This window comes from Actinomadura verrucosospora, from assembly GCF_039540335.1.
Lineage (GTDB): Bacteria > Actinomycetota > Actinomycetes > Streptosporangiales > Streptosporangiaceae > Spirillospora > Spirillospora verrucosospora.
On sequence record NZ_BAABEV010000045.1, the window covers coordinates 36,362 to 62,308 of the forward strand.

A 25,947-nucleotide genomic window follows, 5' to 3' on the forward strand; every position below is an offset into this window, starting at 1 on the left:
CCCCGCGTTTGAACGCGTTCAGCGGGGTCGTCTACGCTGATGAGATCATGGATCGCCCGCTGCACGCCGTCGTTCTGCCGCCCGGCCCCCGCCTGCTGGACGCCCTCGCCCGTGCCCTCGACGGCGGCCCCGCGATCTGCCCCCTGCCCCCGGACCTGCCCGAGCCCGCGCTGCGCGGCCTCCTGGACGCGCTGGCCCCGGACGCGATCGAGACCGACGGCGGCACCGTCCCGCACTCCCCCGGCGGCGGGCACCCGCCCGTCGATGCCGGCACGGCGGTGCTCATCGCCACGTCCGGCTCCACCGGCGCCCCCAAGTTCGTCGAGCTGACGGCCGGCGCGCTGCGCCATTCCGCCGCCGGCACCCTCGCCCGCATCGAGGCCGGGCCCGGCGACCGGTGGCTGTGCTGCCTGCCCACCAGCCACATCTCCGGCGTCCAGGTCCTCGTCCGCTCCCTCGTCGCCGGCACCGACCCCGTCATCGCCCCCCGCTTCGACGCCGCCGCCGTCGCGGCGGCCGAGGGTCTCCACGTCTCGCTCGTCCCCACGCAGCTGCGCCGGCTCCTGGACGCCGGCGCCGACCTGTCGCGGCTCGGCGCCATCGTGCTCGGTGGCGCCGCCGCCTCGCCCGGCCTGCTGGCCGAGGCCCGCGGCCGGGGCGGGCGCGTGTTCACCACCTACGGGATGAGCGAGACCTGCGGCGGCTGCGTCTACGACGGCACGCCCCTGGACGGCATGCGCGTCGCGCTCGGCGACGACGGCCGGATCCGCCTCGCCGGCCCCTCGCTGTTCACCGGCTACCGGCTGCGGCCCGAGCTGACCGCCGCGGCCAGGGACGGCGACTGGTTCCTCACCCAGGACCTCGGCGCGATCGAGGACGGCCGGCTGCGCGTCCGCGGCCGCGTCGACGACGTGATCAACACCGGCGGGGAGAAGGTCGTCGCGGGCGAGATCGCCACCGTGCTGTCGCGGCACCCGAAGATCCGCGACGTCGTCGTGGTCGGCCGCCCCGATCCCGAGTGGGGCGAGCGGGTCACCGCCGTCGTCGTCCCCGCCGGGCCCGGCCTTCCGGAGCTGACCGAGCTGCGCGCGCTCGTGCGCGAGACGATGCCCGCGTACGCGGCGCCGCGCGAGCTGGAGCTGGTGGAGGCGATCCCGCTGCTGGCGTCCGGGAAGCCCGACCGGGCCCGGCTCCGCGCCTGCGCGCCCTGACGGAGGGCCGCGCCGCGCATGGCACGGTGACCGCCGGGGCAGAGGACGGATCATGGCGGCACAGAGCGGGCAGCAGCGGACCGAGGGCCGGAACGACGGCGGCGCCCAGGACGAGAGCCTCCTGACCGTCGTCCTCGCGTTCGCCGCCAACCTCGGCATCGCCGTCGCCAAGATCGTCGCCGCACTGATCACCGGGTCGGCGTCGATGGCGGCGGAGGCCGCCCACTCGATCGCCGACACCTTCAACGAGGTGCTGCTGCTGGTGGGGCTTCGCCGCAGCGGGCGCCCCGCCGACCGCCGCCACCCGCTCGGCTACGGCAAGGAGCGCTACATCTGGACCCTGCTCGTCGCCGTCGCGATCTTCGGGATGGGCGCGCTGTTCTCCTACTACCAGGGGATCGAGACGCTCATCGGGCACCGGGCGGCCGGCGAGTCCGGCACGATCGTCGGGTACGCCGTGCTCGCGGTGGCGTTCGTGCTGGAGGCGGTCTCGTGGCAGCAGGCGGTCCGGCAGGTCCGGGCCGCGGCGCGGGCGGAGGACCTGCCGCTGCGCGCCTACATCCGCCGCACCGACGAGCCCACCTCGATCAGCGTCCTGCTGGAGGACTCGGCGGCCCTCATCGGGCTGCTCATCGCGTTCGGCGGCCTGGGCCTGCACCAGCTCACCGGGTCGGCGACCTGGGACGGTGTGGGCTCCCTGCTCATCGGCGTCCTGCTGACCGCCGTCGCGCTCGTGCTCGGCCGGATCAACCTGAACCTGCTGATCGGCTCGCAGGCCGACCCCCGGATCGTCGCCGACGTCCGCGCGCGCCTCGGCCGGGCGTACGAGGTGGAGTGGGTCGTGGACATCGTCACCGTGACCTTCGGCGCCGACCGCGTGCTGGTCTGCGCCCGCCTCGACTTCCGCGACTCCCTCACCGCCGCCGAGGTCGAGCGCGCCTGCGTCCGGATGGCCCGCGAGCTGCGCGGCGCGCACGAGGAGATCGACGAGGTGTTCCTCGAACCGGTCCCCCGCGACGACCCTGAGCTGCGCGAACGGGTCATCGCGCGTTATGGTCGGACATTGCGGCCCAAGGATTCGGGAGCGTAGTGGCCTATCTCACGTCGCCACGACCTGGGGCCTTTACGAAGTAAGGTAGAACCGGATCGGTTCGGGCGGTGTGAAACCGCTGGCCGTGGGCACCACGACCGTCTGGATCGCTCCTCCACGATCCCCCGCGGAGCGCCGCCCGGCGACGAAGCCGGGAACAACAGGCCCGTCCTGCGACGTTCCGTTAAGTGCGTGCGCCACGAGCGAACACAATCCGCGCCGCACTCACACACCGAAGGGAGGGGGGTGTCCCCATGCCGCGAAGCGCCGTCGAGACCCCGCTCACGGAGTCGCCGAGCCCCGCGCTCAACGACCTCCTCAAGCGTGGCCGCGCCCACGGGCGCCTCTCGCTCGACGAGGTGAGGGGGGCCTTCGAGACCGCCGGGATCAGCCCGGCCCAGGGCCGCTCCATCCTGCGCGAGCTGTCCGAGGCCGGCATCAGCCTGGCGGGCGAGCCCGACGCCGTCCGCAAGAGGGCCGCGGCCGCCGACCACGCCGGCGGGGAGACCGCCCAGGACACCTCCGGCGCCGCGGGCGCCGCCAGGAAGCGCACCGCCCGCAGGGGCGCCGCCAAGACCACCGCGAAGGCCGCCGGCGCGGCGCCGCGGCCCGGCGGCCAGCGCGACGCCTCCGTCGACGAGGGGTTCGACGTCACCGAGGTCGAGGCCGAGGAGACCTCCGCGGACCTGGACGACCAGTCGACCACGATGGGCGACTCCGTCCACACCTACCTCAAGGCCATCGGCCGCCGCCAGCTCCTCACCGCCGAGCAGGAGGTCGACCTCGCCAAGCGCATCGAGGCCGGCCTGTACGCCGAGCACAAGCTGGAGGCCGAGGACCTCTCCCCCGCCATGCGCGCCGACCTGGAATGGGTCGCCGCCGACGGCCGCCGCGCCAAGGCCCACATGCTGGAGGCCAACCTCCGGCTCGTGGTGTCGGTCGCCAAGAAGTACTCCGACCGCGGCCTGTCGCTGCTGGACGTCGTCCAGGAGGGCAACCTCGGCCTGATCCGCGCCGTGGAGAAGTTCGACTACTCCAAGGGCTACAAGTTCTCCACCTACGCGATGTGGTGGATCCGCCAGGCGATCCAGCGCGGCTTCGCCGACTCGGCCCGCACGATCCGGCTGCCCGTCCACGTCCTGGAGATGCTCAGCAAGCTGAGCCGCGTCGAGCGCGACATGCACCAGCGCCTCGGCCGCGAGCCCACCCCCGAGGAGCTGGCCGCCGAGCTGGACAAGAGCCCCGAGCAGGTCCGCGAGCTGCTGCGCACCAGCCGGCAGCCGATCAGCCTGGACTCCACCATCGGCGAGGACGGCGAGACCCGCATCGGCGACCTCATCGAGGACACCGACAGCCCCGAGGCGTCTGAGCTGGTGGACCGCCAGCTCATGGCCGACCAGCTGCGCCGCACCCTCGACATCCTGTCCCCCCGCGAAGCCAAGATCATGGCGATGCGGTTCGGGCTGTACGACGGGACGCCGCGCACCCTGGACGAGATCGGCAAGGCCCTCGGCCTGACCCGCGAGCGGATCCGGCAGCTGGAGAAGGAGTCGCTGTCCAAGCTGCGGCACCCCAGCAACGCCCGCCCGCTGCTGGACTTCGCCGTCTGACCACCCGCCGGGCACGGCACGCGAAGGGCCCGCGGGACCGTCACGGTCCCGCGGGCCCTCGCGCGTCGCGCGGCGGCGGTCAGCAGCCCCGGACGGCGAACGCCAGGAACTGCGTGGCCTCGCGCTGGTCGAAGTTGTCGTCGGAGCCGGCCACCAGCGTGCACTCCCCCGACCTCAGGCGCGGCCCCCACGCCAGCGCCTCCAGGTTCTGCGCGGGATCGGCGTAGCGGCCGAGGTCGGCGACGAGGCGCTTGCGCGCCGGACGGAACCGCCCGCCCTGGTCGAGCCGGTCGCGGCGCAGCACGTCCGTGGCGCCCCGCACGTCGAACTCGTACAGCCGGACCTTGTATCCGACGCCTTCCAGCCAGGAGCGCTCCAGCGCCAGGAACCGGCGGTCCCCGGCGGCGAGGATCTCCGAGACGCCGCTGTCGGCGGCGCCGGTGGGCGGCCTCGGCGCGACCGGGAGGCGGTCGACGGGGTAGGCGTACTGGGCCGTCACTCGCCCGGCCCGGTCCCACAGGGTGAGGCGGGACATGGCGCCGTGCCGCACGGTCGGCGGCTCCCCGTCCTCGTACCGGGGGCCCTCGGCCATCGCCGCGACGCCGTGCGGGGTGAACGTCAGCGCCTCGAAGCCGGCGTTGCGGCGCGGGCCCCGGTGCTCGGCGGTCAGCCGCAGCGACCGCGGAAGGGCCAGCTCACCGGCGTACCGGCCGTCGCGTCCGGCCCACCGCAGCGACATCGGTGCCAGGGGGATGCCCTCGTGCGCCTCGTCCGGACGGTCGCCCTCGTTGCCCCACAGGACGCGCCGGGACCGCGGGTCGAAGCGGATCGTCTCCGGGTCGACCGACCCCGGCTTGCCGAATCCGGGGTAGGGGCGGCCGTCCGGGCCCCGCAGCGTGGACACCCCGGTGAGCCGGACCCCGGTGAACGCGCCGGTGGCGGGGTCGATGTCCAGGCGGCCGGTGTAGAACCGGGCCGGGTCGTAGCGCCACCGGTCGTCGGAGACCAGGTACCAGGTCCCGGTGCGCGGGTCGCGGTCGATGCCCGACAGCCCGCCGACCGTGGTGCCCTTGAACTTCGCCATGTGGGGAAGCCGCCGCTCCCCCAGGAAACGCGTGATCCGCAACTCCTGCGCCGCGGCCGCGGGCCGGGCCCCGTCCGCGGCCTGCGCGCGGACCGGTCCGTCCACGGTCGCGGCGCCCGCCACCGCCGCCAGTACCGCGGCCGTCGCCGCCGCCCCGCGCCATATCGTCCTGTACCCGTTCACGTTGCCGCCGTCACCCTTCGCGTCCGACCGAGTGCGCTGCGTCGCGCACGCGGCCAGTATCCTTCATCACGGCGGGTGACGGCGGCGTTTCCTCAGTCGGCGCGGCGGAACTCCAGGATGGCCACGCCCATCAGCCCCAGGCCCATGCCGAGGACGAGGACGATCTCCAGCCAGATCGGGACCACCCAGCCGCCCCAGGTGACGCCCGGGTCGAACGTCCGCAGCAGCTGCGGCGAGACGTCCAGGTGGGAGAACACCGCGTGCCGCAGCGGGTCGACGGCGTAGGTGAGCGGGTTGAACCGGGTCAGCACGGTCAGCCACGCCGGGAGCCCGTTCAGCGGGTACAGGGCCCCGGACAGGAACATCATCGGCATCATCGCCATCTGCATGAGGCCGAAGAACGACTGCATGCTGTTGATCCGCGCGGCCATCATGACGCCGAACCCGGTGAGCGCGAACGCCCCGACGAACATCAGCCCGAGCAGCTCCAGCAGCAGGCCCGGGTCGTAGGGGACCCCGGCGAGGCCCGCCAGCGACACGATCACCGCGCCCTGCACGGTCGCCACCAGGGCGCCGCCGACGCACTTGCCGACGACGATCGCGGCGCGGCTGACCGGTGCGACGAGCATCTCGCGCAGGAACCCGAACTCGCGGTCCCACACGATCGACCCGGCGGAGAACATCGCGGTGAACATCACCGACATCGCGCACACGCCGGGGAAGATGAACGTCTTCAGGTCGACCGACCCCGCGGGGCCGCCGCTTCGGGCCATGAGGTTGGACAGCCCGGTGCCCATGACCAGCAGCCACAGCACCGGCTGGACGAGCCCGGACACCATCCGCAGCTTGTCGCGCCAGAACCGGATCAGCTCCCGGTGCAGGACGATCTTCACGGCGCGCAGGTCCTGCCGCAGGCCGCGCTCGGGCACCCTGACCCGGACGACCTCGGCGCCCGCCGCCCTCTCGGCCGTGCTCGCCATCGTCACCTCCTCATCGCGCGCATCGCGACGCGCATCCCGTCGGTCGCCGAGGCCTCGGCGTCGCGGATGGTGGTGCCGGTGAACGACATGAACACGTCGTCCAGGGACGGCCGCGCCACGTTCACCGACCTGATCGGCACGCCCAGCTCGGCGAACAGCCGCGGGACGAACGCCTCGCCGGAGGCCACCGAGAACGCCACCGCGCCCTCCGACATGACGGCCTCCAGCCCGAACCGGTCCTTCAGCGCGGCGATCGCGGCCTCGTCGTCGGCGGTCTGGATGCGGACCCGGTCCTCGCCGACGCCGGCCTTGAGCGCCTCGGGGGTGTCCAGCGCCACGATCCGCCCCGAGTCCATGATCGCGATGCGCCCGCAGTACTCGGCCTCGTCCATGTAGTGCGTCGTCATGAAGATCGTGATCTCCTCGGCGGCCTGCAGGTGCCGGATGTACTCCCAGATCGACGCCCGGGTCTGGGGGTCCAGGCCGACGGTCGGCTCGTCCAGGAACAGCACCCGCGGGGAGTGCAGCAGGCCGCGCGCGATCTCCAGGCGGCGCTTCATCCCGCCCGAGTAGGTCTGCACCAGGTCGCCGCGCCGGTCCCACAGGTTGACCATCTCCAGCACCTGCCGGATGCGGTCGGCCGTCACCGAGCGCGGCACCCCGTACAGCTCGGCGTGGAAGCGCAGGTTCTGCTCGCCCGACAGGTAGCCGTCGAGCGTCGGGTCCTGGAACACCAGCCCGATGTTGCGGCGGACGTCGTCGCGCTCGCGCACCACGTCGTACCCGGCGACCCGCGCGCCGCCGCCGCTCGGGCGCAGCAGCGTGCACAGCATGTTGATCGTCGTGGACTTGCCCGCGCCGTTCGGGCCGAGGAAACCGAAGATCTCCCCTGGCCGCACGGTGAAGTCGATTCCCCGCACGGCCTCCACGTCACCGAACCTCTTGGTCAGGCCGTCGACCTCGACGGCCGGTCCCCCGTCCGGCATGGGGGCCTCCCTCCGCATGGAGCGAACACCCATATTTTGGGCCACCCAACGGTAGGGATAACCTATTTCTCAGGTCAAGAGAAATAGGACCGGCCAAGAACCCCCAGGGAGCAGTCGTGGAGGACCGGCCCGATCCCCTGTCCGCGTCGCCCACCTACCTGCTGTTCGAGACGGGGCGGCTGGTGCGCCGCACCGCCGCCCGGATGCTCCCCGACGGGTCGAGGCTGCCCCACCTGCTGGTGCTCGGGTGCGTGGCGCGGCACGGGCCGCTGTCGCAGCGCCAGGTCGCCGAACGGCTGCGCATGGACGCCGGCGACCTCGTGGGCATCGTCGACGCGCTGGAGACGGCCGGCCACGTCCGGCGCCGCCGCGACCCCGGCGACCGGCGCCGGTACGCGCTCGACGCCACCGAGGACGGGCGGCTGTTCCTCGGCGCGTGCCAGGACGACCGCGCCCGCCTGGACGAGGCGCTGTTCGAGGCGCTGTCGCCCGACGAGACCGACCTGCTCAAGGAGCTGCTGCTGCGGGTCCTCGCCCACCACGACGAGCGGTTCGCCGCCCCGGACGAGGAGCCGGCCCGCCGGGACGGGACGGGTCAGCGGGCCGCCGCCGGGATCGCGAGCGGCAGCACGGCCTCGTCGTAGCGGCGCAGGACCAGCCGGGCGGCCGCGCCGTGCGCGCCGAGCGGCGCGGCGACCGCGTCGGCGCCGCAGGCCCGCATCCGGTCGTGGAAGCGGTCGGCCTCCAGCAGGTAGGACGCCACCGCGGTCCGGCGGGCGCCGCGCCTGCGCAGCCCCGCGACGACCTCGTCCAGCAGCGGTCCGCCCGCCGCGACGAAGCCGTGCGGGACGGGCCGCCCGAGCTGCCGCGCCAGCAGCCGGGCGGCCGCGCGCACGTCGGCGGCGCCCGCCGGGCCGGCGTCCCCCGCCGCGCCGAGGACGACCGCGTCCCGGCGGTCCGGCGAGATCCGGTCCTCCTCGGCCAGCCGGGCGGCCAGCGCCCCGGCCAGCAGCGCGTCCGGGCCGAGCGGCCGGGACGTCACCGCCCCCGGCAGCAGGCGGCCCGCCCGGCCGGGGACGTCGACCAGGGCGTGGTACCCGCGCGCCAGCAGCAGCGGGACCACGACCACCGGGACGCCGCGCAGCCCCTCCGCCGCCTCCTCCAGCGACGGCTCGGACAGCTCGCCGTACGCCTCGGCCACCCGCAGGCCCGGACGCATCGCCCGGACCCGGTCCAGCAGCGCCCGCACCACCGCGGGCCCCGCCGGGTCCCTCGTGCCGTGTGCCACCGCGAGCAGCGCGGGCGGCGCGCCTCCGGCCTCAGCCACCGGCGCCCGCCGGGAGCCGGTCGGCGATCCGCGGGTCGCACGCCAGCCGGTACCCGCGCTTGACGACGGTCTCGACGATGCCGGGCCGGCCGAGACCGCGCCGCAGCCGCGCCACCGCCATCTCCACCGCGTGCTCGTCGGCCTGCGGGCGGGCGTCCCGCGGCCGCGCCTCCCGCGCCCAGGCCTCCCTGATGCCGGGCGCGACGGCCAGCCGGCCCGGCAGCACCCCGCACAGCTCCGCCCGCGACACCACGTGCCCGGGGCGCCGCGCGAGAGCCCGCAGGATCGCCATGGGCGCGGGCGCGATGGGCCTCAACTGGCCGTCCAGGACGACGGCGTGCCCGCGCAGCTCCAGCGAGAAGCCCCGCACCGACAGCCGCCGCGACCGCCGCCGCGGCAGGTCGGCGACCAGCGCCCGCACCAGCGCGCCGAGCCGGGCGCGTTCCGGCTGGACGGTCGGGACGCCGCGCTCGGTGAGCGCCTGCGCGGTGACCGGGCCGACGCACGCCGCCACGACATGGGTGCGCAGGGCCTCCAGCAGGGCCTCCTCCAGGTCGTCCTCGGCGGCGACCGCGAGCGTCGCGGCGACCGCCGGAGCGCTGGTGAAGGTGATCGCGTCGATGGTGCCCGCGACCGCCTGCCCGACGAGCCGGCGCAGCTGCGTGGAGTCCTCGGACCGCGACCAGCGGTACACCGGGATCTCGATCACCTCGGCGCCGGCAGCGCGCAGGGCCGCGATCAGCTCCGGCTGGCGCTCCCCGTACAGCTGCACGGCCACGCGCGCCCCGGCCGGCTCCCGGTCCAGCAGGTGCCGGATCACCTCGGCGCACTCCTCCGAGTCCGGCGACCAGCGCTCCTGCAGGCCCGCGGACCGGATCGCGCCGCGCGCCTTCGGGCCCCGCGCCAGGATGTCGGTCTCGGCCAGGCGCCCGATGAGCGCCTCGCGCATGCCGTGCCCGTCGGCCGCCTCCAGCCACGCCCGGAAACCGATCCCGGTCGTGACCACGACGTGGTCCAGGGGCCCGGACAGGCACGCCCGGGTGGCCTCCAGCAGCTCGGCGTCGTCGGCGAGCGGGACCAGGCGGATGGCGGGCGCCAGCACGACCCTCGCCCCGCGCCGCTCCAGCAGCGTCGCGAGCTCCTCGTGGCGCCGGGCCGCGGTCACGCCGACGGCGAACCCGGCCAGCGGCTCACTGCCGGTGCTCATCGGTGAGCGCCACCTCCACCCGGTCCCCGGAGCGGCGGACCGGGAAGGTCGGCAGCGCCACCCGCGGGTCGTCCAGGCACGCCCCGGTCCGCAGGTCGAACACCTGCTTGTACATGGGGGACGCGACGGTCGGCGCCTCGTCCCTGGTGCCGAGGATCCCCCGCGACATCACGTAGGCGCCGCTGAACGGGTCGAGGTTCGACAGCGCGTACAGGCCGCCGTCGAAGGTCCGGAAGATCGCCACCTGCGTCCCGTCCACCATCGCGCAGGCGCCCCGCTCGGGGGTCAGGCCGACGTAGGAGCAGATGTCGAACCAGCGGGCCGCGGGCCGGCCCGCCCGCTCCCTGACGATCGTCGCTTCGGGTGTCGTGGTCATCGCGCGGCAACCTCCTGGCGGGGAACTGTCCGATGGTCCGATACTCGGAAGGGGCGGTTTCGCGGTTGGGTCCCCTTTGTCACCGCCGTGTTAAAAGGGGCTCACCTCGCGCCGGGTGCGGCGCCGTCCCCCTCGGCGGGCAGGGGCCGCAGCCGGACGGCGCACACCTTGAACTCCGGCATCCGCGAGACCGGGTCCAGCGCGGGGTTGGTGAGCAGGTTCGCGCGGCCCTCCCCCGCCCAGTGGAACGGGATGAAGACGGTGTCGGAGCGGATCGCGCCGGTCAGCCGCGCGGTCACGGTGGCCGCGCCCCGGCGGCTCTCCACCCGCACGCCGGCGCCGTCCTCGATGCCGAGGCGCCCGGCCAGGTCGGGGTGCAGCTCGACGAACGGCCCCGGCGCCGCCTCGGCCAGCCGCCGGACGCGCCGGGTCTGCGCGCCCGACTGGTACTGCGCGAGGACGCGCCCGGTGGTCAGGTACACCGGGTAGTCGGCGTCGACGTCCTCGGCGGCGCCGCGGTGCTCGACGGGGACGAACCGCGCCCGCCCGTCGGGGGTGGGGAAGCGGTCCAGGTAGGGCCTCGGCGTTCCGGGGTGGTCCGGCGACGGGCAGGGCCAGAACACCCCGCCCTCGGCCTCGATCCGCTCGTAGGTGATGCCGGAGTAGTCGGCGGGGCCGCCCGCGCTCGCGCGGCGCAGCTCCCCGAACACCGCCCGCGGGTCGGTGCTCCACTCCCCCGGCGCCCTGAGCCGCTCGGCGAGCGCGGCGAGGATCTCCAGGTCGGTGCGCACGCCGCCCGGCGGGCGGACGGCGCGGCGCCGCCGCAGCACCCGGCCCTCCAGGTTCGTCATCGTCCCCGACTCCTCGGCCCACTGCGCGGTCGGCAGGACGACGTCGGCGCGCCGCGCGGTCTCCGACGGCACGAAGTCCGCCACCACGAGCAGGTCGAGCGCGCCGAGCCGCTCCTGCACGGCCGCGGCGCTGGGCGCCGACACGACGGGGTTGGACCCGAACAGCAGCAGCGCCTTCGGGCCGTCCGCGGTGCCGAGCGCCGACAGCAGCTCGTAGGCCGACCGTCCCGGCCCCGGCAGGGCGCCGGGGTCGACGCCCCAGACCCCGGCGACGTGCGCGCGGGCCTGCGGGTCGTCGATCCTGCGGTAGCCGGGCAGCTGGTCGGCCTTCTGGCCGTGCTCGCGCCCGCCCTGCCCGTTGCCCTGCCCCGTCAGGCACCCGTACCCGGAGCCCTCCCGGCCCGGCAGCCCGAGCGCGAGGGCCAGGTTGATGAAGGAACTGACGGTGTCGGTGCCGCGCGCGTGCTGCTCGGACCCCCGCGCCGTGAGGACGTGGGCGCGGGAGGCCCGGGCCAGCAGCCGGACGGCCTCGCGCATCAGCGGCACGGGCACGCCGGTGATGCGCTCGGCGCGGTCGGGCCAGTAGGCGTTGGCGACCGTCCGGACGGCGTCGAACCCGGTGGTGCGGGCCGCGATGTACTCCTCGTCGGCCAGGCCCTCGGCGAGCGCCAGGTGCAGCAGCCCGTTGGCGAGCGCGATGTCGGTGCCGGGCGTCGGCTGCAGGTGCAGGTCGGCCTGGCGGGCGGTGGCGGTGCGGCGCGGGTCCACGACGACGAGGGCGCCGCCGCCCTCGCGCATCCGCGCCAGGTGCCGCATGAACGGCGGCATCGTCTCGGCCGGGTTGCCGCCCGCGAGCAGGACCGCGCCGGACGCCGCGAGGTCGGTGACCGGGCCCGGCAGGCCGCGGTCCAGGCCGAACGCCCGCCCGGACGCGGCGGCCGCCGACGACATGCAGAACCGCCCGTTGTAGTCGATCTGGGAGGTGCCGAGCGCGATCCGCGCGAACTTGCCGAGCTGGTACGCCTTCTCGTTGGTCAGCCCGCCGCCGCCGAACACCGCGACGGCGTCCGGCCCGTGCCGCTCGCGCAGCCGCCCGACCTCCGCGGTGACGCGGTCGAGCGCCTCGTCCCAGCCGCACGGCTCCAGCGGCGCGTCCCGGTCCCGGCGCATCAGCGGCGCGGTCAGCCGGTCGGGGACGGTGAGCACCTCGGCCGCCGTCCACCCCTTCTGGCAGAGCCCCCCGCCGTTGGCCGGCACGTCGTCGCGCGGCGTCACCCGCAGGGGCTCCGGACCGCCGTCGTGCAGCGTCATGCCGCACTGCAGGGCGCAGTACGGGCAGTGCGTGGGGGTCTCGGCCATCCGCCGAGAGTCGGCGCGCCCGGTTTCACCGGCGAGTCCCGCGCGTGACCCCGGCGTTAAATGCCGTTCACCCCGTGCGCCCGGCGATGTCAAGGAGTCGGGCCCGCGGAACCGCGACACGCCTTGACGAACGCGTGTCAAGCGTTGTCGATCCCTGTCATGGCCTATTCGTTGCCTTTTGCCCGGTTGCCGAACGGATTCGCGGTGCTCCGGCGATCTCGCGGACGGATGCGGCCGCCGTCCCGGGACGGCCGGAACCGGTCCGGGGTGATCACGCTTAACCTCGGAGCATGCCCGACCTTGCCTACTACGCCTCCCTGCCGCGGGCCCGCGGCGCCGCGGCCGCCCTGCTGCTGGACGACCTGGGGCGGGTGCTGCTGGTCAAGCCCACCTACAGCGAGGGCTGGTTCCTGCCCGGCGGGGTGATCGAGGCCGACGAGTCCCCGCTGTCGGCGTGCGTGCGCGAATGCGAGGAGGAGCTCGGCCTGGTCCCCCGGCTGCACGGCCTGGCCTGCGTCGACTGGGGATCGCCGCGCGACGACGGCGTCGACGCGGTCAACGTCTTCGTGTTCGGCGGCACCATCACCGGCGAGGAGATCGCGGCGATCCGGCTGCCGGCCGAGGAGCTGTCGGACCACATCCTCGTGGCACCGGAGAAGGTCCCCGAACTCGCGCCGCCGCACGTGTCGCGCCGGATGGAGCCCAGCCTGCGGGCCATGGCCGCCGGCAGCGCCGTCTACCTGGAGGACGGCCGCGAGCAGGCGTTCAGGACCGCCCGCGCCTGAACCCGGGCCGGGCGGTCGCTCCGGTGCCTCGCCCGCACCGCGACACGGCCCCACCCGTATCGCGGCTGGAGCCGCACCGCGCCTATCTCCGTAGCGCTCTACACCGACACGGCGTCCTGGATCGTGCGGGCGCGCTCCGGCTCCGCGGCATGGGCGCAGTGGGCGCAGCAGTAGAAGTGCCCGCCCACGTCCACGCCGTGCCCCATGATGCGGCACTGGCAGTGCTCGCAGATCGGCGCCATCTTGGTGACCGCGCACTCGAACGAGTCGAACGTGTGCACCTGGCCCTGCGCGTGCACCTCGAACGCCATCGCGTACTCGTTCCCGCAGACCTCGCAGGTTCCCATCGTCACGTCTCCGTTCCCCCGCCGCCTCCCCCTGGGTGCCTACCCGGGCGCGCCCGGGTCTACCCCGCACCTCACAGCGGGCGGGACACGCTGTGCAGCGGAGTTATCACTGCCGTATGACCGGTCACACACGGGCGAAACCCCGGATTCCTACGGTCGGGCCGTCCGAGCGACCCAAGGAGACCCCCTGATGACCGCCACGACCGAAGCCGCGCGCGCCGAGCGCACCCGTCCGCCGAAGGGCCGGTGGATCGACGACTGGCGCCCCGAGGACCCCGCCTTCTGGGCCGCCGGAGGCTCCCGGACGGCCCGCCGCAACCTCGTGTTCTCGATCTTCTCCGAGCACATCGGGTTCTCGGTGTGGACGCTGTGGTCGGTGCTGGTGCTGTTCCTCGGCCCCGCCTACGGCGTCGACCCGGCCGGCAAGTTCACCCTCACCGCCGTCCCGGCGCTCATCGGGGCGGCGCTGCGCATCCCCTACACCCTCGCCGTCGCCCGCTTCGGCGGCCGCAACTGGACGATCTTCAGCGCCGCGCTCCTGCTCGTCCCCGCGGTGCTGGCCGCCGTCCTCATCGAGCCGGGCGTCTCGTTCACCACGCTGCTGGTGCTGGCGGCCGTCGCGGGCGTCGGCGGCGGCAACTTCGCGTCCTCGATGGCCAACATCAACGCGTTCTACCCGCAGCGCCTCAAGGGCTGGGCCCTCGGGATCAACGCGGGCGGCGGCAACCTCGGCGTCGCCGTGGTCCAGCTCGTCGGGCTGGCCGTCCTCGCCACCGCCGGCAAGGACCACCCCGGCCTCGTCGCGGGCGTCTACATCCCGTTCATCGTCCTCGCCGCCCTCGGCGCCGCCCTCGCCATGGACAACCTCGCGCACGCCCGCAACGACGGGCGGGCCATGCGCGACGTCTGCCGGGACGGCCACACCTGGATCATGTCGGTGCTCTACATCGGCACCTTCGGGTCGTTCATCGGGTTCGGCTTCGCGTTCGGGCAGGTCCTGCAGGTGCAGTTCGCGGCCGAGTTCGACACGCCGATCAAGGCCGCCTACCTGACGTTCCTCGGCCCCGCGCTCGGGTCGCTGATCCGCCCCGGCGGCGGGTGGCTCGCCGACCGGCTCGGCGGCGCCAAGGTCACCTTCGCGACCTTCGTGGCGATGGCCGTCTCGGCGGCCCTCGTGCTCACCGCCTCGCGGCTCGGGTCGCTCGGGCTGTTCCTCACCGGCTTCGTGCTGCTGTTCGCCTTCAGCGGCCTCGGCAACGGCTCCACCTACAAGATGATCCCGGCGATCTTCAGGGCGAAGGCGCACGCCGGCGTCGCGGACGGCGGGGACCCGGGCGCCGCCGAGCACGAGGCCCGCCGCCTGTCCGGCGCGCTGATCGGCATCGCGGGCGCCGTCGGCGCGTTCGGCGGCGTCCTGGTCAACATCGCGTTCCGGCAGTCGTTCCTGACCTACGGGACCGGCGACGGCGCGTACATCGCGTTCATCGCCTTCTACGCCGTGTGCTGCGCGCTCACCTGGCTGGTCTACCTGCGGGCCCGCCCGGGGAGGCCGGCGGGCGTCTGACGGCGGACTGCCGGCCCGAGCGCCGCCGCCGCGCCCGGCCGGGCCCCTCCCCGGGGTCCGGCCACCGCGGCGAGCGGCCCGAGGAGCGCAGCACCGCCTCCCACGCGTCCCCCGGCTCCAGCGGCAGGTGCGGGACGCCCCAGTGCCACGCCGGCACCAGCAGGTCAGGGTCGCGCGGCCGGTAGTCGGCCCCGATCGCGCGGGCCATGTCCCAGGCGTGCAGGTGCCACTCCACGCACGCCGCGCCCGCGTGGTCGCCGACCGTGTACTTGGTGCCCCGGTAGATCAGGTGCGTCCGGTCCCACATGTCGGGCATCAGGTCGGCGTACGCCCCCGCCGACACCCCGAACGCCAGGATCCGCTCCGGGCCGGGCTCGGGCGGCAGCACCGCCAGCTCGGCCGCGTTCTGCCGCGCCTGCTGCCTGATCAGCACCGCCGTGGCCGCGTCCTGCGCGAACAGCTTCGCCAGCCGGCTGTCGGGCGCGTCCTGGAGGTACTCCAGGAAGTTCTCCGCGACGCACCGCAGGTGCCCCGCGAGGTCGATCAGCTGCCAGTCGGCGCAGGGAGTCGGCACGTCCCAGTCGGCGACGGTCTCCGCCAGGGCGATGATCGCCTTCACGCCGTCCTGGTAGGACTCCAGTACGCGGCACCGGTCCGGCGGCGTGCGCTCCACGTGACATCCCCCAACGTCCAGAGCACCCTGTGCCCTCCCCGCCGGGACGCGCAGGCGCGAACGTGCGGCGCGAGCACCCCCGGCGTTCCCCGGAGAGGGCAGACTCTCAAAGTTCGGTGGCCCGTGCCACCCGGTGACGCCGTGTCGCCGCGTGCCCGCGGCGGCTCACACGCGGGCGGCGGGCCGCGTCCTGAAGCTCAGCCGGTGCGCCTCGCGTGCCGTGCGCAGGCGGTCGACCTCGTCGGTCCACGGGCGCACCGCCGGGCGCGCCTTGGCCTTGCGGTAGGCGATCTCGGCGGCGCGGCGCGTCTTGGCGTCCTGCGCCGGCGTCGAGTACACCTTCGGCCCCATCGCGACCCGCTCGGCCGCCTCGGCGGCGGCGAGCACGGCCGTCATCGCCCGGTCGAACGCGACCGTCAGCTCCCCCAGCTCCGGCTCGGCGGCGCCGGACGCCTGCGCGTCCCGCAGCGCCCGCTCCGCGTCGCCCGCCGCCGCGAGCCTGTCGTCGTACTCGGCGGCCAGCCGCTGGTCGGCCTCGTACGGCTCGGCGACGTCCTTGCTCACCCGGCGGCCCAGCGGCATGGCGGTACTCCCTCGACGGTCGTGCAGTGTTCGATCGAGGTAAGCGTACGCGGGGTCCCGGCGTGTTGCGGCGGCGGACACCCGGCTTCGGTCCTTTACGCAGTAAGGTCTGTCCTCATGGTCAGGCAGCCCAGCATCAACGCCCAGAACCGCGCCCCCCTGTCCACCGAGCGGATCATCGAGGCGGCCCTGCGCATCGTGGACGGCCAGGGACTCGGCCGCCTCACCATGCGCCGCCTCGGCGACGCGCTGGAGGTCGAGGCGATGGCGATCTACCACCACCTCCCCCGGGGCAAGGAGCAGCTCCTGGACGGCCTGGTCGCGCACGTCGCGGCCGCCCCGGCCGACACGTCCGCCTCCGGGCGCTGGCAGGACGTGCTGCGGGCGTGGGCGGACGGCTACCGCGAGCGCCTGCTGGCCCACGCGGGCGTCCTCCCCCTGGTCGTCACCCGCCGCAACCCGGCCGCGCTCGCCGCCACCCTCGCGTCGCTGCGGGAGGTGCTGCGCCGCGGCGGCGTCGCCGAGGACGCCGCGGCCGTCGCCGCGCACACCCTGCTCGGCTACGTGATCGGCCACGCGGCCCTCGAGGTGCGCGGCACCGCCGAGGACGGCGCCGCCGCCCGGATCGCCTCCGGCGAGGACGGCGCGGTCGACTGGGACGCCCGCTTCCGCGCGGGCCTCGGCGTCGTCCTCGGCGGCGTGCGCTAGAACCGGTCAGTCCTCGATGAGGATGACCTCCAGGTGCCGGGGGCCGTGGGCGCCCTCGACCCGCGCCGCCTCGATGCCGTAGGTGGCGGACGGCCCGCTGATCCACGTCAGCGGGCGCGCCGGGTCGAGCCGCCCGACCGCCTCCGGGACCGTGCCGACGATCTGGTCGGCGTGCACCACGCACAGGTGGTAGCCGGGGACGAGGGTGAGCGCCCGCCTGCCCTGCGCCCGGCCGCCGTCCAGGACGACCGTGCCCGTCTGCGCGACGGCCACCGCGCACCCGGTGACGACGCCGTCCGACGCGGCGAGGGTCTCGAGGTCGACCGCCGGGGCGTCGGCCAGGGCCCGCACGCCGTCCAGCTCGGCGAGCCACCCGAAGGGCAGGTCGGCGGGGACGACGATCTGCTTGACCTCACGCCCCCACAGCGCGGCCGCCACGGCCGTGCCCGCCTCGTCCGCGCCGACGTGCCGGACCGCCGCGCGGTTGTCGGCGACCCGCTCGGTGAACAGCGCGAGGACGTCGGCCCTGGTCTCGGCGTCGGCCGCGGCCGGCCGCCGGGCGTAGCCGCGCGGAACCGGCGGGCGCGGGCCGCGGGCACCGCCGAGCGCCTCGCGGACCCGGCGCAGCACCTCCTCGCGCGAGCTCATGCCCGCGTCCTGTCCCACCAGCCGCGGAAGCTCTCGGCCGGCGGCGCGGGCAGGTCGCGGGCCTCGGTCCACTTGCCGAGCAGGCCCGGGAGGCGGCGGATCCGCCCGCCGCGCGACAGCAGCCGCGCCCAGCGTGCGCCGCGCCGCACCGCCGCCTCGTGGCGGCGCGGATCGCCGAGCGTCCAGGCGAGGCCGCGCATCAGCGCCATCTCGGGCGTCGGGACCGGGCGCCTCCGGCGCGACTCCACCACCTTCCCCCGCAGGTGCACCAGCAGGTCCGGGATGTCGATCTTCACGGGGCAGACGTCGGCGCACGCGCCGCAGAGCGTGGACGCGTAGGGCAGGGACGCGTCGGCGGCGCTCTCCACGCCCCGCGTCAGCGGGGTGAGCACCGCGCCGATCGGGCCGGGGTGGACGGGGCCGTAGGGGCGCCCGCCCGTCCGCTCGTAGACGGGGCAGACGTTCAGGCAGGCCGAGCAGCGGATGCAGCGCAGGGCGGCGCGGCCGACCTCGTCGGCGAGCGCGCGGGTGCGGCCGTTGTCGAGCAGGACGAGGTGGAAGGCGCGCGGCCCGTCGTCCGGCGTCACGCCCGTCCACGTCGAGACGTACGGGGTCATCCGGTCGCCGGTCGACGAGCGCGGCAGGAGCTGGAGGAACACCTCCATGTCATCCCATGTCGGGACGACCTTGTCGATACCGGCGACACTGATCAGCGTCTCCGGGAGCGTCAGGCACATCCGCGCGTTGCCCTCCGACTCCAGCAGGACCAGGGTGCCGGTCTCGGCCACCAGGAAGTTCGCGCCGGTGACCGCGACGCGGGCGCGCAGGAAGCGGTCGCGCAGGTGGGCGCGGGCGGCGGCGGTCAGCGCCTCGGGGTCGTCGGCCGGGCCCGGCCCGGCGGCCGGGACCGCGCGCCGGAACACCTCCGCGATCTCCGCGCGGTCGCGGTGCGCGGCCGGGGACAGCAGGTGGGACGGCGCGTCCTCGCCGAGCTGCACCGCCATCTCGGCGACGCCGGTCTCGCGGACGGTCACGCCCGCGCGGGCGAGCGCGTCGTTCAGGCCGATCTCCCGCGTCGTCGCGGACGCGGCCTTGACGACCTCCCTGGCGCCCGTCGCGCGGACCAGGCCGGTGACGACGCGGCGCGCCTCCGCCGCGTCCGCCGCCCAGTGCACGGTGCCGCCCGACTCGGTGACGGCCCGCTCCAGCTCCTCCAGATGGGCGTCCAGGTCGAGCAGCGCGCCATCCTTGATCGCTCGTCCGGCCTCGCGCAGGTCCTCCCAGTCGGCGGCCTCGGCCGCCGCGGCGGCCTCCCGCTCCCGCAGCGCGGCCGTCGCGCCGCGCAGGTTGCGGCGCAGCCGCGTGTCGGCCAGTTCCGGCCGTGCGGCGGCGGCGAACTTCGGCCTCGGCGCCGGGACGGGTCCGCTCCTGCCGGAGGACGGCGGCGTCCCCGGAGAGGAGGCCGTCACACCGGCCCCGTCTCCGCGAGGATCTCCGCCAGGTGCATCGTCCGGACGCCGCCGCGCAGCCGCGACAGCGCGCCGCCGATGTGGGCCAGGCACGAGTCGTCGACCGCGCAGACCACGTCCGCCCCGGTGGCGCGGACATGCCGGACCTTGTCGGCCACCATCGCGACCGACACGTCCGCGTTCTTCATCGCGAACGCGCCGCCGAACCCGCAGCACTCCCCCGCGGACGGCAGCTCCACGAGATCCAGGCCCCGCACCGCACGCAGCAGCCGCACCGGCCGGTCGCCGACGCCGAGAGTGCGCAGGGACCGGCAGGACGGGTGATAGGTGACCCGGTGCGGGAAGTACGCGCCCACGTCGGTGATCCCGAGGACGTCGACGAGGAACTCCGTCAGCTCGTAGACGGCGAGGCCCTCGGCGGCGCGGGCCAGGCCGGGGTCGCGGGCCGTACGGGCGATCTTCGGGTAGTCGGCGCGGACGGTCGCGGCGCACGACGCCGACGGCGCCACCACGACCTCGCAGCCCTCGAACGCGGCCGCGTGGGAGCGGGCAAGCCCGGCGGCCTCGCGGTGGTAGCCGGCCGTCCAGTGGAACTGGCCGCAGCACGTCTGCCCCGGCGGGAACGCCACCTCGTGCCCGAGCCGCTCCAGCAGCACGGTCACGGCCTTCGCGGTGCCGGGGAACAGCACGTCCTCGAAGCACGCGACGGACAGCGCGACCCGCACCGGCCTCACTCCCCCCGCCCCCGCAGAGCCCGTTCCCCCGCCGAACATCGTAGGGGTTTCAGCCTCCGGCGGCGTGTCGTTCTTCGTCCGTTATCGCGCGGGAGGCACGCTACTGCGTGGCGCCCCGGGAGTGGGAGGGATCACACCCGACCGGTACTCCGGAACCAATGGACAACCGTCCCAACGGGCTATGGCCGGTGGGGGCGAACCACTCCACACTTGGGTGCGTCAGAACAGGAAAGCACCACGACCGACCAGTAGTTGAGACCGGAGGCACGCCATGTGCCCGCACCAGCCGCCTTGTCCCTCCCACAACGCACCCGACCGCGACGCCGCCCGCACGCTGGCCTCGCACCCCGAACAGGGGTGGAGCCTGCTGTGCAACGGGGTCGTGCTGTTCGAGGACACCGGTGAGCTGCTGCCCGACGGGGGAGTCATCGCGCCGCACCGGCCGACGGACGCGCAGGCCACGTCCGCCGCTTGAGCGGTCTCCACGGGGGACTAGTTCAAACGGGTGATCATCCTCGGGGGCACGCCCGCCCACGACCGGTCTCTGGGCCCGCACCGGGCCCGGAGCGACTCTACCGCCGGCCCGTCCGCACCGGACGGGCCGCCCACCGCTTCAGCCACGGCTCCACGGCACGACCGACGGCCGCGGGGTCCTTGCCGAGGTCGTGCCGCTCGCCCGGCAGGACCGCGACCTGCGCCGCGTCCGCCGGGTCGGGCACGCCGAACGGGTCGCGGTCGCCGTTGACGACGACGACCTCGACCCCCGCCGACCGCAACTCCTCCACCCGGGTCTTCTCCGGCCTGCCCGGCGGGTGCAGGGGGAACGCCAGCGCCACCACGCCGGCCGCCCCGGCGGCCTCCGCCGTCCGGCACGCGACCCTCGCCCCGTTGCTGCGGCCGCCCTGCACCAGCGTGACGTCCCCGAACCGCTTCCGCAGCGCCGCGACGATCTCCAGCCACGCCTCGTCCTGCTTGGCCGCCGGGCCCGGCGCCCGCCGCCCGGCGAGCCGGAACGGCTGGACCACCCGCGCGACGGCGCCGCCGAGCCCCAGCGCCTCCGCCCGCACCGCCAGCAGGTCGGCCGCCTCCACTCCCCCGTTCGACCCGTGCGTCAGCACCAGCAGGAACGCCGGGTCGTCCACCTCGTCGAGCACCACCTCGGCGGGCCCGTGCGCCGTCGCGACCTTCATGTGACTCACCGTAGCGGCAGCCGCGAACGGCCGGTGCGGCAGACTGGACCCATGGAGACGATGACCGACAGCGAATGGCGCGCGTTCGTCATGGAGGGCACCCGCACCGGCAAGGCCGCCGTCACCCGCAAGGACGGCACGCCGCACGTGACGCCGATCTGGTTCGTCCTCGACGGCGACGACCTGCTGTTCAACACGGGGCACCAGAGCGTGAAGGGCCGCGTCCTCGCCCGCGACCCGCGCCTGTCCGTCTGCGTCGACGACCAGGCGCCGCCGTACTCGTACGTGCTGATCCAGGCCGAGGCGTCCCTCGTCGAGGACCTCGACGAGATGCTCCGCTGGGCGACCGTCATCGGCGGCCGCTACATGGGCGCCGACCGGGCCGAGGAGTTCGGGCGGCGCAACGCCGTCCCCACCGAGTACCTCGTCCGCGCCCGCATCACCAAGGTGATCGCCCAGCGCGCCATCGCCGGCTAGCCGTCGGTCCAGTCCGGGGCGGCCGTGCCGGTCGCCAGGCGGAACCGCTCGGCGAAACTCTCGTGCAGCAGCGGGCCCCACGCGTAGCCGCCCGGCACCCGCACCGCCCTGCCGAGGGTCTCGCGGGCGTCGCCGGCCCGTCGTTCGGCGTACCGGACGGCGAGCAGCGCGTACATGTGGTCGAGGGCGCCGAACGCCTCGCCGGCGAGGGCGGGGAGCGTGCCGTCCGACACGGCGCGCTCGACGACCGGCTCCCACCACAGGTCGCCGTCGTCGTCGGCGTCGCCGAAGTCGCGGCGCAGCCGCGCCCGCACCTGCCCCGCGGTGCCGGGCTCGGCGAGGCCCCGCCGCCACACCTCGCCCGCCTCGGCGCCCCGCCCCCGCAGCGGCAGGGTCCGCGCCAGCAGCTCGGTGGCCAGCGGCCCGACCTCCGGGTCGGCCGGCTCGTCCCCCAGCGCCGCGCCGAACGCGCCGATCGCCTGGTCGAGGTAGGAGATGCCGAGCGCCACGGCGAGCCGCCCGTACGCGTAGGGGTCGGCGCCCCGGTCGATCAGCTTGAGCCCGGCGGTCAGGACCCGCTGGGCCCGCGCGGGCTCGTCGCGCTCCAGCAGCCGCTGGGCCAGGTCGTGCGCGGCGGGCGGCCCGTACTCGGCGTCCCCGGTCGCGATCACCGCCTCCCAGTGGTCGCGGGCCGCGTCGAAGTCGCCGGCGTCGTCGGCGATCCGGGCGAGGGCCAGATGGGCGGGCGGCAGGTAGGCGGGGTTGCCGAAGTCGACCACGACCCGCCAGGCGGGCGCCGCCCGCTCGTGCTCGCCCGCCCGCTCGTGGGTGAGCGCCAGGTGGTAGGCGGCGCGCGGCCCGTACTCGGGATCGGCGGTGGCGATCGCCGTCCGGTCGGCCTCCCGGGCGCGCTCGACGTGCCCGGCGTCGTCCAGGACGACCGCCAGCCCCAGCGCCGCCCGCGCCCGGAAGGGGGTGTCGCCCAGCGCGAGCACCTTCTCGAACAGCAGCGCGGCCCTCTCGGCCTCGCCGCTCTCGGCGAGGCCGCGGGCCTCCTCGCACAGTCGCGCAGGGTCGTCGGATACCGCGTCCGGAGACTCGATCATCGCTCTTCTGCCCTCTGGGGGTCGGGGTCCGCAACGAGCGTAGCGATCCGCGCCGCCCCCGTCCCGCGACGACACCCCAAAACCCAAGCAAGATCACAAATCCATCGCCCGCTCCGTCACGGCGACCTCCCACACGCAGCGAGCCGCAAGATCAGCCGAAGCAATCCCGGCGATTCGCCCGAGGCCCAGGTCCAAGCGAGCAGGGCCATCGCAAACCACCCCGCCGACCCCAGCCACCGTCGCAACCCCGCAACGACCTCAATGACCGCGATCGCGTCCGAAGGCAGGTTCAAGCGAAGCGAGAACCTGATCGCGCAGCGAGCCGCAAGGCGAGCCGAAGCGATGCCAGCGATCGCACGCAGTGCTCGACGATGGAGGGCCGTCAAGGCCCGAAGGAGGAGAGCACTGCAATAAACACAGCAGCGAGCCGCAAGGCGAGCCGAAGCGATGCGAGCGATCGCACGTGGCTTTCCAGGCTGAGGCGCCCCTAGGCGCCTCAGCCTGGAAACCACAATCCAATTCAGTCCTCGAACGCTTCGGGGGGCGGGCAGGAGCAGACGAGGTTGCGGTCGCCGTAGGCCTGGTCGATGCGGCGGACGGGCGGCCAGTACTTGTTCTCCCGCAGGGACGGGAGGGGGTAGGCGGCCTCCTCGCGCGTGTAGGCGTGCTTCCAGTCGTCGGAGACGAGGCAGGCGGCGGTGTGGGGGGCGTTCTTGAGGGGGTTGTCCTCGGCGTCGTAGCCGCCGTCGGCGACGCGCTGGATCTCCCGGCGGATCTCGATCATGGCGTCGCAGAACCGGTCGAGCTCGGCGAGGTCCTCGGACTCGGTGGGCTCGATCATCAGGGTGCCGGCGACGGGGAACGACAGGGTCGGGGCGTGGAAGCCGTAGTCGATGAGGCGCTTGGCGACGTCCTCGGCGGTGATCCCCGTCTCCTTGGTGATCTTGCGGAGGTCGGCGATGCACTCGTGCGCGACGAGGCCGTCGCGGCCGGTGTAGAGGATCGGGTAGTGCGGGGCGAGGCGGGCGGCGAGGTAGTTGGCGCCGATGATCGCGCCCTCGGTGGCGGCGCGCAGCCCGTCCGGGCCCATCATCGCGATGTAGGCCCAGGAGATCGGCAGGATGCCGGCCGATCCCCACGGGGCGGCCGAGATGGGGCCGACGCCGGTGCCGGGGCCGGCCTCCTCGCGCATCGGGTGGTTGGGCAGGAACGCGGCCAGGTGCTCGCGGACGCCGATCGGGCCGACGCCGGGGCCGCCGCCGCCGTGCGGGATGCAGAACGTCTTGTGCAGGTTGAGGTGGGAGACGTCCGAGCCGAACTCGCCGGGGCGGGCGAGGCCGACGAGCGCGTTGAGGTTGGCGCCGTCGACGTAGACCTGGCCGCCGGCCTCGTGCACGGCCGCGCACACCTCGGTGATCGTCTCCTCGAAGACGCCGTGCGTGGACGGGTAGGTCACCATGATCGCCGCGAGGCGCTCGCCGTGCTTGCCGAGCTTGGCGCGCAGGTCGTCGAGGTCGATGTTGCCGCCCTCGTCGCACGTGACGACGACGACCCGCATCCCGGCCATGACGGCGCTGGCGGCGTTGGTGCCGTGCGCCGAGGAGGGGATCAGGCAGACGTCGCGGTGCTCCTCGCCGCGGGACGCGTGGTAGCCGCGGATGGCGAGCAGGCCGGCCAGCTCGCCCTGGGAGCCGGCGTTCGGCTGGACGGAGACCTTCGCGTACCCGGTGATCTCGGCGAGGAAGCCCTCCAGCTCGCCGATCAGCTCGACGTAGCCGGCGGCCTGGTCGAGCGGCGCGAACGGGTGGATCGCGGCGAACTCCGGCCAGGTGATCGGCTCCATCTCGGCGGTGGCGTTGAGCTTCATCGTGCAGGAGCCGAGCGGGATCATGGAGCGGTCGAGCGCGATGTCCTTGTCCTGGAGCCTGCGCAGGTAGCGCAGCATCGCGGTCTCGGAGCGGTGCGCGTGGAAGACGGGGTGGGTCAGGTAGGGGCTCTCGCGGCGCAGGGCGTCCGGGAACGCCTCGGGGACCTCGCCCACCTCGGTCGCGCCGAACGCCTCGAGCACGGCCGTCACGTGCGCGGGCAGCGTCGTCTCGTCGCAGGCGACCGCGACCCGGTCGGGGCCGTCCGGGCGCAGGTTGATTCCGCGCTCGCGGGCGGCCGCGACGACCTCGGCGGCGCGGCCCGGCACGCGGGCCAGGACCGTGTCGAAGAACGAGTCGTGGACGACCTCGACGCCGCCGGCGCGCAGCCCCGCGGCGATCTCGGCGGCCCGGCGGTGCGTCCGCTGCGCGATCGCGGCCAGCCCCTCGGGGCCGTGGTACACGGCGTACATGCTCGCCATCACGGCGAGCAGGACCTGGGCGGTGCAGATGTTGCTGGTGGCCTTCTCGCGGCGGATGTGCTGCTCGCGGGTCTGGAGGGCCAGCCGGTAGGCGGTGGCGCCGTCCGCGTCGACGGACACGCCCACGAGCCGGCCGGGGAGCTGGCGCTGGATGCCCTCGCCGACCGCCATGTAGCCGGCGTGCGGTCCGCCGAACCCGTAGGGGACGCCGAACCGCTGCGCGGAGCCCACCGCGATGTCGGCGCCGGACTCGCCGGGCGGGCGCAGCAGGGTCAGCGCCAGCAGGTCGGCGGCCACGACGGCCTTGGCGCCGCGCTCGTGGGCCTGCGCGATGACGGGTTCCAGGTCGCGGACGGCGCCGGACGCGCCCGGGTACTGCAGCAGCACGCCGAAGAAGTCGCCGTCGGGCAGGCCGCGGGACAGGTCGGCGATGACGATCTCGATGCCGAGCGGGATCGCGCGGGTCCGGACGACCTCGATCGTCTGCGGGAGCGTGTCGACGTCGACGAGGAACGCCCCGGGCTCCTTGCGCCGGGAGACGCGGTGCGCGAGGGCCATGGCCTCGGCGGCGGCGGTGCCCTCGTCCAGCATGGAGGCGTTCGCGACGGGCAGCCCGGTCAGGTCGCCCACCATCGTCTGGAAGTTCAGCAGGGCTTCGAGCCGCCCCTGGGAGATCTCCGGCTGGTAGGGGGTGTAGGCGGTGTACCAGCCCGGGTTCTCCAGCACGTTCCGCATGATCACGCCGGGCGTGGTCGTCCCGTGGTAGCCGAGCCCGATCATGGACGTCAGGACGGTGTTGCGGGACGCGAGCTCGCGGAGCCGGTCCAGCGCGGCGGTCTCGCTCAGCGCGGGCGGCAGGTCCAGCGGACGGGACGTGCGGATCGCGGCGGGGACCGCGTGGTCGATCAGCGCCTCGGCGCCGGAGTAGCCGATGGCGGCCAGCATCCTCGCCTGGTCGTCCGGCGAGGGGCCGACATGCCGGTCGGCGAACGCCGACCGGGGATGCTGCGGCGCGGCCACAGGGGCGAAGAACTGGGCGGTCATGGAGGGCCT

The 25,947-nt window shown here is 74.8% G+C and carries 25 protein-coding genes; 9 read left to right on the plus strand and 16 right to left on the minus strand.

The window, feature by feature from the left end; all coding sequences use genetic code 11:
* The first annotated feature begins 47 nt into the window (after positions 1-47).
* The 3 genes from ABD944_RS34195 to ABD944_RS34205 all read left to right on the plus strand — a co-directional run bounded on the left by ABD944_RS34195 (position 48) and on the right by ABD944_RS34205 (position 3,911).
* Positions 48-1,211 carry an AMP-binding protein gene (locus ABD944_RS34195; RefSeq protein WP_345183911.1) on the plus strand — a complete coding sequence of 388 codons (1,164 nt, stop codon included), beginning with the start codon at positions 48-50 and terminating at the stop codon, positions 1,209-1,211.
* A 52-nt stretch (positions 1,212-1,263) separates the two neighbouring features.
* Positions 1,264-2,301, plus strand: a complete 1,038-nt coding sequence (locus ABD944_RS34200) for a cation diffusion facilitator family transporter (protein WP_345183913.1) — start codon at positions 1,264-1,266, stop codon at positions 2,299-2,301.
* A 254-nt stretch (positions 2,302-2,555) separates the two neighbouring features.
* Positions 2,556-3,911 (plus strand): RNA polymerase sigma factor, encoded by a 1,356-nt coding sequence (locus ABD944_RS34205; protein ID WP_345183916.1) that lies wholly within the window; start codon positions 2,556-2,558, stop codon positions 3,909-3,911.
* Positions 3,912-3,990: 79 nt separating this feature from the next.
* On the opposite strand, the gene ABD944_RS34210 is transcribed toward ABD944_RS34205, so the two are convergent.
* The 3 genes from ABD944_RS34210 to ABD944_RS34220 all read right to left on the minus strand — a co-directional run bounded on the left by ABD944_RS34210 (position 3,991) and on the right by ABD944_RS34220 (position 7,144).
* A complete protein-coding gene (locus tag ABD944_RS34210; RefSeq protein ID WP_345183918.1) occupies positions 3,991-5,178 on the minus strand; it encodes an esterase-like activity of phytase family protein in 1,188 nt (395 codons plus the stop codon).
* A gap of 92 nt (positions 5,179-5,270) precedes the next feature.
* Positions 5,271-6,158, minus strand: a complete 888-nt coding sequence (locus ABD944_RS34215; protein WP_345183920.1) for an ABC transporter permease — start codon at positions 6,156-6,158, stop codon at positions 5,271-5,273.
* Between the two features lie 2 nt (positions 6,159-6,160).
* A complete protein-coding gene (locus ABD944_RS34220; protein ID WP_345183923.1) occupies positions 6,161-7,144 on the minus strand; it encodes an ATP-binding cassette domain-containing protein in 984 nt (327 codons plus the stop codon).
* Positions 7,145-7,260: 116 nt separating this feature from the next.
* Here ABD944_RS34220 and ABD944_RS34225 point away from each other — a divergent pair, with 116 nt between their 5' ends.
* A complete protein-coding gene (locus tag ABD944_RS34225; protein ID WP_345183925.1) occupies positions 7,261-7,788 on the plus strand; it encodes a MarR family winged helix-turn-helix transcriptional regulator in 528 nt (175 codons plus the stop codon).
* On the opposite strand, the gene ABD944_RS34230 is transcribed toward ABD944_RS34225, so the two are convergent.
* From ABD944_RS34230 to ABD944_RS34245, 4 genes are all read right to left on the minus strand, one after another.
* Complete coding sequence (locus ABD944_RS34230) at positions 7,740-8,471, minus strand: sirohydrochlorin chelatase (RefSeq protein ID WP_345183928.1); 732 nt, start codon at positions 8,469-8,471, stop codon at positions 7,740-7,742. The genes ABD944_RS34225 and ABD944_RS34230 overlap by 49 nt on opposite strands.
* Complete coding sequence (locus ABD944_RS34235) at positions 8,464-9,678, minus strand: uroporphyrinogen-III synthase (RefSeq protein WP_345183930.1); 1,215 nt, start codon at positions 9,676-9,678, stop codon at positions 8,464-8,466. Before ABD944_RS34235 ends, ABD944_RS34230 begins: the two co-directional genes overlap by 8 nt.
* Positions 9,662-10,054 (minus strand): nitrite reductase small subunit NirD, encoded by a 393-nt coding sequence (nirD, locus tag ABD944_RS34240; protein WP_345183932.1) that lies wholly within the window; start codon positions 10,052-10,054, stop codon positions 9,662-9,664. The genes ABD944_RS34235 and nirD overlap by 17 nt, the downstream gene beginning before the upstream one ends.
* A gap of 101 nt (positions 10,055-10,155) precedes the next feature.
* Positions 10,156-12,264: a molybdopterin oxidoreductase family protein gene (locus tag ABD944_RS34245; RefSeq protein WP_345183934.1), complete on the minus strand. Its 2,109-nt coding sequence runs from the start codon at positions 12,262-12,264 to the stop codon at positions 10,156-10,158.
* 290 nt (positions 12,265-12,554) lie between these two features.
* Between ABD944_RS34245 and ABD944_RS34250 the strand changes: the two genes are divergently transcribed.
* Positions 12,555-13,049 carry an NUDIX domain-containing protein gene (locus ABD944_RS34250; protein WP_345183936.1) on the plus strand — a complete coding sequence of 165 codons (495 nt, stop codon included), beginning with the start codon at positions 12,555-12,557 and terminating at the stop codon, positions 13,047-13,049.
* A 98-nt stretch (positions 13,050-13,147) separates the two neighbouring features.
* On the opposite strand, the gene ABD944_RS34255 is transcribed toward ABD944_RS34250, so the two are convergent.
* On the minus strand, positions 13,148-13,396 hold the full coding sequence (locus ABD944_RS34255; protein ID WP_345183963.1) for a hypothetical protein: 249 nt from the start codon (positions 13,394-13,396) through the stop codon (positions 13,148-13,150).
* Positions 13,397-13,586: 190 nt separating this feature from the next.
* On the opposite strand from ABD944_RS34255, the gene ABD944_RS34260 reads away from it, so the two are divergent.
* Positions 13,587-14,960, plus strand: coding sequence for a nitrate/nitrite transporter (locus tag ABD944_RS34260; RefSeq protein ID WP_345183938.1), 1,374 nt, complete (start codon positions 13,587-13,589; stop codon positions 14,958-14,960).
* Here the strand turns inward: ABD944_RS34260 and ABD944_RS34265 are convergent.
* Both ABD944_RS34265 and ABD944_RS34270 read right to left on the minus strand, forming a co-directional pair.
* A complete protein-coding gene (locus ABD944_RS34265; protein WP_345183940.1) occupies positions 14,908-15,633 on the minus strand; it encodes a maleylpyruvate isomerase N-terminal domain-containing protein in 726 nt (241 codons plus the stop codon). The genes ABD944_RS34260 and ABD944_RS34265 overlap by 53 nt on opposite strands.
* A 165-nt stretch (positions 15,634-15,798) precedes the next feature.
* A complete protein-coding gene (locus tag ABD944_RS34270; protein WP_345183942.1) occupies positions 15,799-16,215 on the minus strand; it encodes a plectin in 417 nt (138 codons plus the stop codon).
* 117 nt (positions 16,216-16,332) lie between these two features.
* Here ABD944_RS34270 and ABD944_RS34275 point away from each other — a divergent pair, with 117 nt between their 5' ends.
* Positions 16,333-16,923, plus strand: coding sequence for a TetR/AcrR family transcriptional regulator C-terminal domain-containing protein (locus ABD944_RS34275; protein ID WP_345183944.1), 591 nt, complete (start codon positions 16,333-16,335; stop codon positions 16,921-16,923).
* A 6-nt stretch (positions 16,924-16,929) separates the two neighbouring features.
* Here ABD944_RS34275 and ABD944_RS34280 read toward each other — a convergent pair whose 3' ends face one another.
* The 3 genes from ABD944_RS34280 to ABD944_RS34290 are packed head-to-tail and all read right to left on the minus strand — an operon-like array spanning position 16,930 to position 19,765.
* Positions 16,930-17,571 (minus strand): LutC/YkgG family protein, encoded by a 642-nt coding sequence (locus ABD944_RS34280; RefSeq protein ID WP_345183946.1) that lies wholly within the window; start codon positions 17,569-17,571, stop codon positions 16,930-16,932.
* The gene (locus tag ABD944_RS34285) at positions 17,568-19,040 is read right to left on the minus strand and encodes a lactate utilization protein B (RefSeq protein ID WP_378191488.1); all 1,473 of its coding nucleotides are present in this window, start codon (positions 19,038-19,040) and stop codon (positions 17,568-17,570) included. Before ABD944_RS34285 ends, ABD944_RS34280 begins: the two co-directional genes overlap by 4 nt.
* A complete protein-coding gene (locus ABD944_RS34290) occupies positions 19,037-19,765 on the minus strand; it encodes a (Fe-S)-binding protein (protein WP_345183948.1) in 729 nt (242 codons plus the stop codon). Before ABD944_RS34290 ends, ABD944_RS34285 begins: the two co-directional genes overlap by 4 nt.
* A gap of 280 nt (positions 19,766-20,045) precedes the next feature.
* Here ABD944_RS34290 and ABD944_RS34295 point away from each other — a divergent pair, with 280 nt between their 5' ends.
* Entirely contained in the window at positions 20,046-20,249 is a 204-nt protein-coding gene (locus tag ABD944_RS34295) for a DUF5999 family protein (protein ID WP_345183950.1), read from the plus strand.
* Positions 20,250-20,346: 97 nt separating this feature from the next.
* On the opposite strand, the gene ABD944_RS34300 is transcribed toward ABD944_RS34295, so the two are convergent.
* A complete protein-coding gene (locus tag ABD944_RS34300; RefSeq protein ID WP_345183952.1) occupies positions 20,347-20,964 on the minus strand; it encodes an alpha/beta hydrolase family protein in 618 nt (205 codons plus the stop codon).
* A gap of 51 nt (positions 20,965-21,015) precedes the next feature.
* On the opposite strand from ABD944_RS34300, the gene ABD944_RS34305 reads away from it, so the two are divergent.
* Positions 21,016-21,441 (plus strand): PPOX class F420-dependent oxidoreductase, encoded by a 426-nt coding sequence (locus ABD944_RS34305; protein ID WP_345183953.1) that lies wholly within the window; start codon positions 21,016-21,018, stop codon positions 21,439-21,441.
* Here ABD944_RS34305 and ABD944_RS34310 read toward each other — a convergent pair.
* Together ABD944_RS34310 and gcvP are read right to left on the minus strand one after the other, a co-directional pair.
* A complete protein-coding gene (locus ABD944_RS34310) occupies positions 21,438-22,547 on the minus strand; it encodes a tetratricopeptide repeat protein (protein ID WP_345183954.1) in 1,110 nt (369 codons plus the stop codon). The genes ABD944_RS34305 and ABD944_RS34310 overlap by 4 nt on opposite strands.
* Before the next feature lie 520 nt (positions 22,548-23,067).
* Positions 23,068-25,938 carry an aminomethyl-transferring glycine dehydrogenase gene (gcvP, locus tag ABD944_RS34315; protein WP_345183955.1) on the minus strand — a complete coding sequence of 957 codons (2,871 nt, stop codon included), beginning with the start codon at positions 25,936-25,938 and terminating at the stop codon, positions 23,068-23,070.
* Between the last annotated feature and the right edge of the window lie 9 nt (positions 25,939-25,947).

Excerpts from the sequence above, each read along its gene's own strand:
- ABD944_RS34260 (WP_345183938.1), top strand. The coding sequence starts at position 13,587 with ATGACCGCCACGACCGAAGCCGCGCGCGCCGAGCGCACCCGTCCGCCG.
- nirD (WP_345183932.1), bottom strand. The coding sequence starts at position 10,054 with ATGACCACGACACCCGAAGCGACGATCGTCAGGGAGCGGGCGGGCCGG.
- ABD944_RS34215 (WP_345183920.1), bottom strand. The coding sequence starts at position 6,158 with ATGGCGAGCACGGCCGAGAGGGCGGCGGGCGCCGAGGTCGTCCGGGTC.
- ABD944_RS34310 (WP_345183954.1), bottom strand. The coding sequence starts at position 22,547 with ATGATCGAGTCTCCGGACGCGGTATCCGACGACCCTGCGCGACTGTGC.
- ABD944_RS34220 (WP_345183923.1), bottom strand. The coding sequence starts at position 7,144 with ATGCCGGACGGGGGACCGGCCGTCGAGGTCGACGGCCTGACCAAGAGG.
- ABD944_RS34235 (WP_345183930.1), bottom strand. The coding sequence starts at position 9,678 with ATGAGCACCGGCAGTGAGCCGCTGGCCGGGTTCGCCGTCGGCGTGACC.
- ABD944_RS34300 (WP_345183952.1), bottom strand. The coding sequence starts at position 20,964 with ATGAAGGTCGCGACGGCGCACGGGCCCGCCGAGGTGGTGCTCGACGAG.
- ABD944_RS34195 (WP_345183911.1), top strand. The coding sequence starts at position 48 with ATGGATCGCCCGCTGCACGCCGTCGTTCTGCCGCCCGGCCCCCGCCTG.
- ABD944_RS34255 (WP_345183963.1), bottom strand. The coding sequence starts at position 13,396 with ATGGGAACCTGCGAGGTCTGCGGGAACGAGTACGCGATGGCGTTCGAG.
- ABD944_RS34250 (WP_345183936.1), top strand. The coding sequence starts at position 12,555 with ATGCCCGACCTTGCCTACTACGCCTCCCTGCCGCGGGCCCGCGGCGCC.
- ABD944_RS34275 (WP_345183944.1), top strand. The coding sequence starts at position 16,333 with ATGGTCAGGCAGCCCAGCATCAACGCCCAGAACCGCGCCCCCCTGTCC.
- ABD944_RS34245 (WP_345183934.1), bottom strand. The coding sequence starts at position 12,264 with ATGGCCGAGACCCCCACGCACTGCCCGTACTGCGCCCTGCAGTGCGGC.
- ABD944_RS34280 (WP_345183946.1), bottom strand. The coding sequence starts at position 17,571 with ATGAGCTCGCGCGAGGAGGTGCTGCGCCGGGTCCGCGAGGCGCTCGGC.
- gcvP (WP_345183955.1), bottom strand. The coding sequence starts at position 25,938 with ATGACCGCCCAGTTCTTCGCCCCTGTGGCCGCGCCGCAGCATCCCCGG.
- ABD944_RS34200 (WP_345183913.1), top strand. The coding sequence starts at position 1,264 with ATGGCGGCACAGAGCGGGCAGCAGCGGACCGAGGGCCGGAACGACGGC.
- ABD944_RS34305 (WP_345183953.1), top strand. The coding sequence starts at position 21,016 with ATGGAGACGATGACCGACAGCGAATGGCGCGCGTTCGTCATGGAGGGC.
- ABD944_RS34295 (WP_345183950.1), top strand. The coding sequence starts at position 20,046 with ATGTGCCCGCACCAGCCGCCTTGTCCCTCCCACAACGCACCCGACCGC.
- ABD944_RS34205 (WP_345183916.1), top strand. The coding sequence starts at position 2,556 with ATGCCGCGAAGCGCCGTCGAGACCCCGCTCACGGAGTCGCCGAGCCCC.
- ABD944_RS34270 (WP_345183942.1), bottom strand. The coding sequence starts at position 16,215 with ATGCCGCTGGGCCGCCGGGTGAGCAAGGACGTCGCCGAGCCGTACGAG.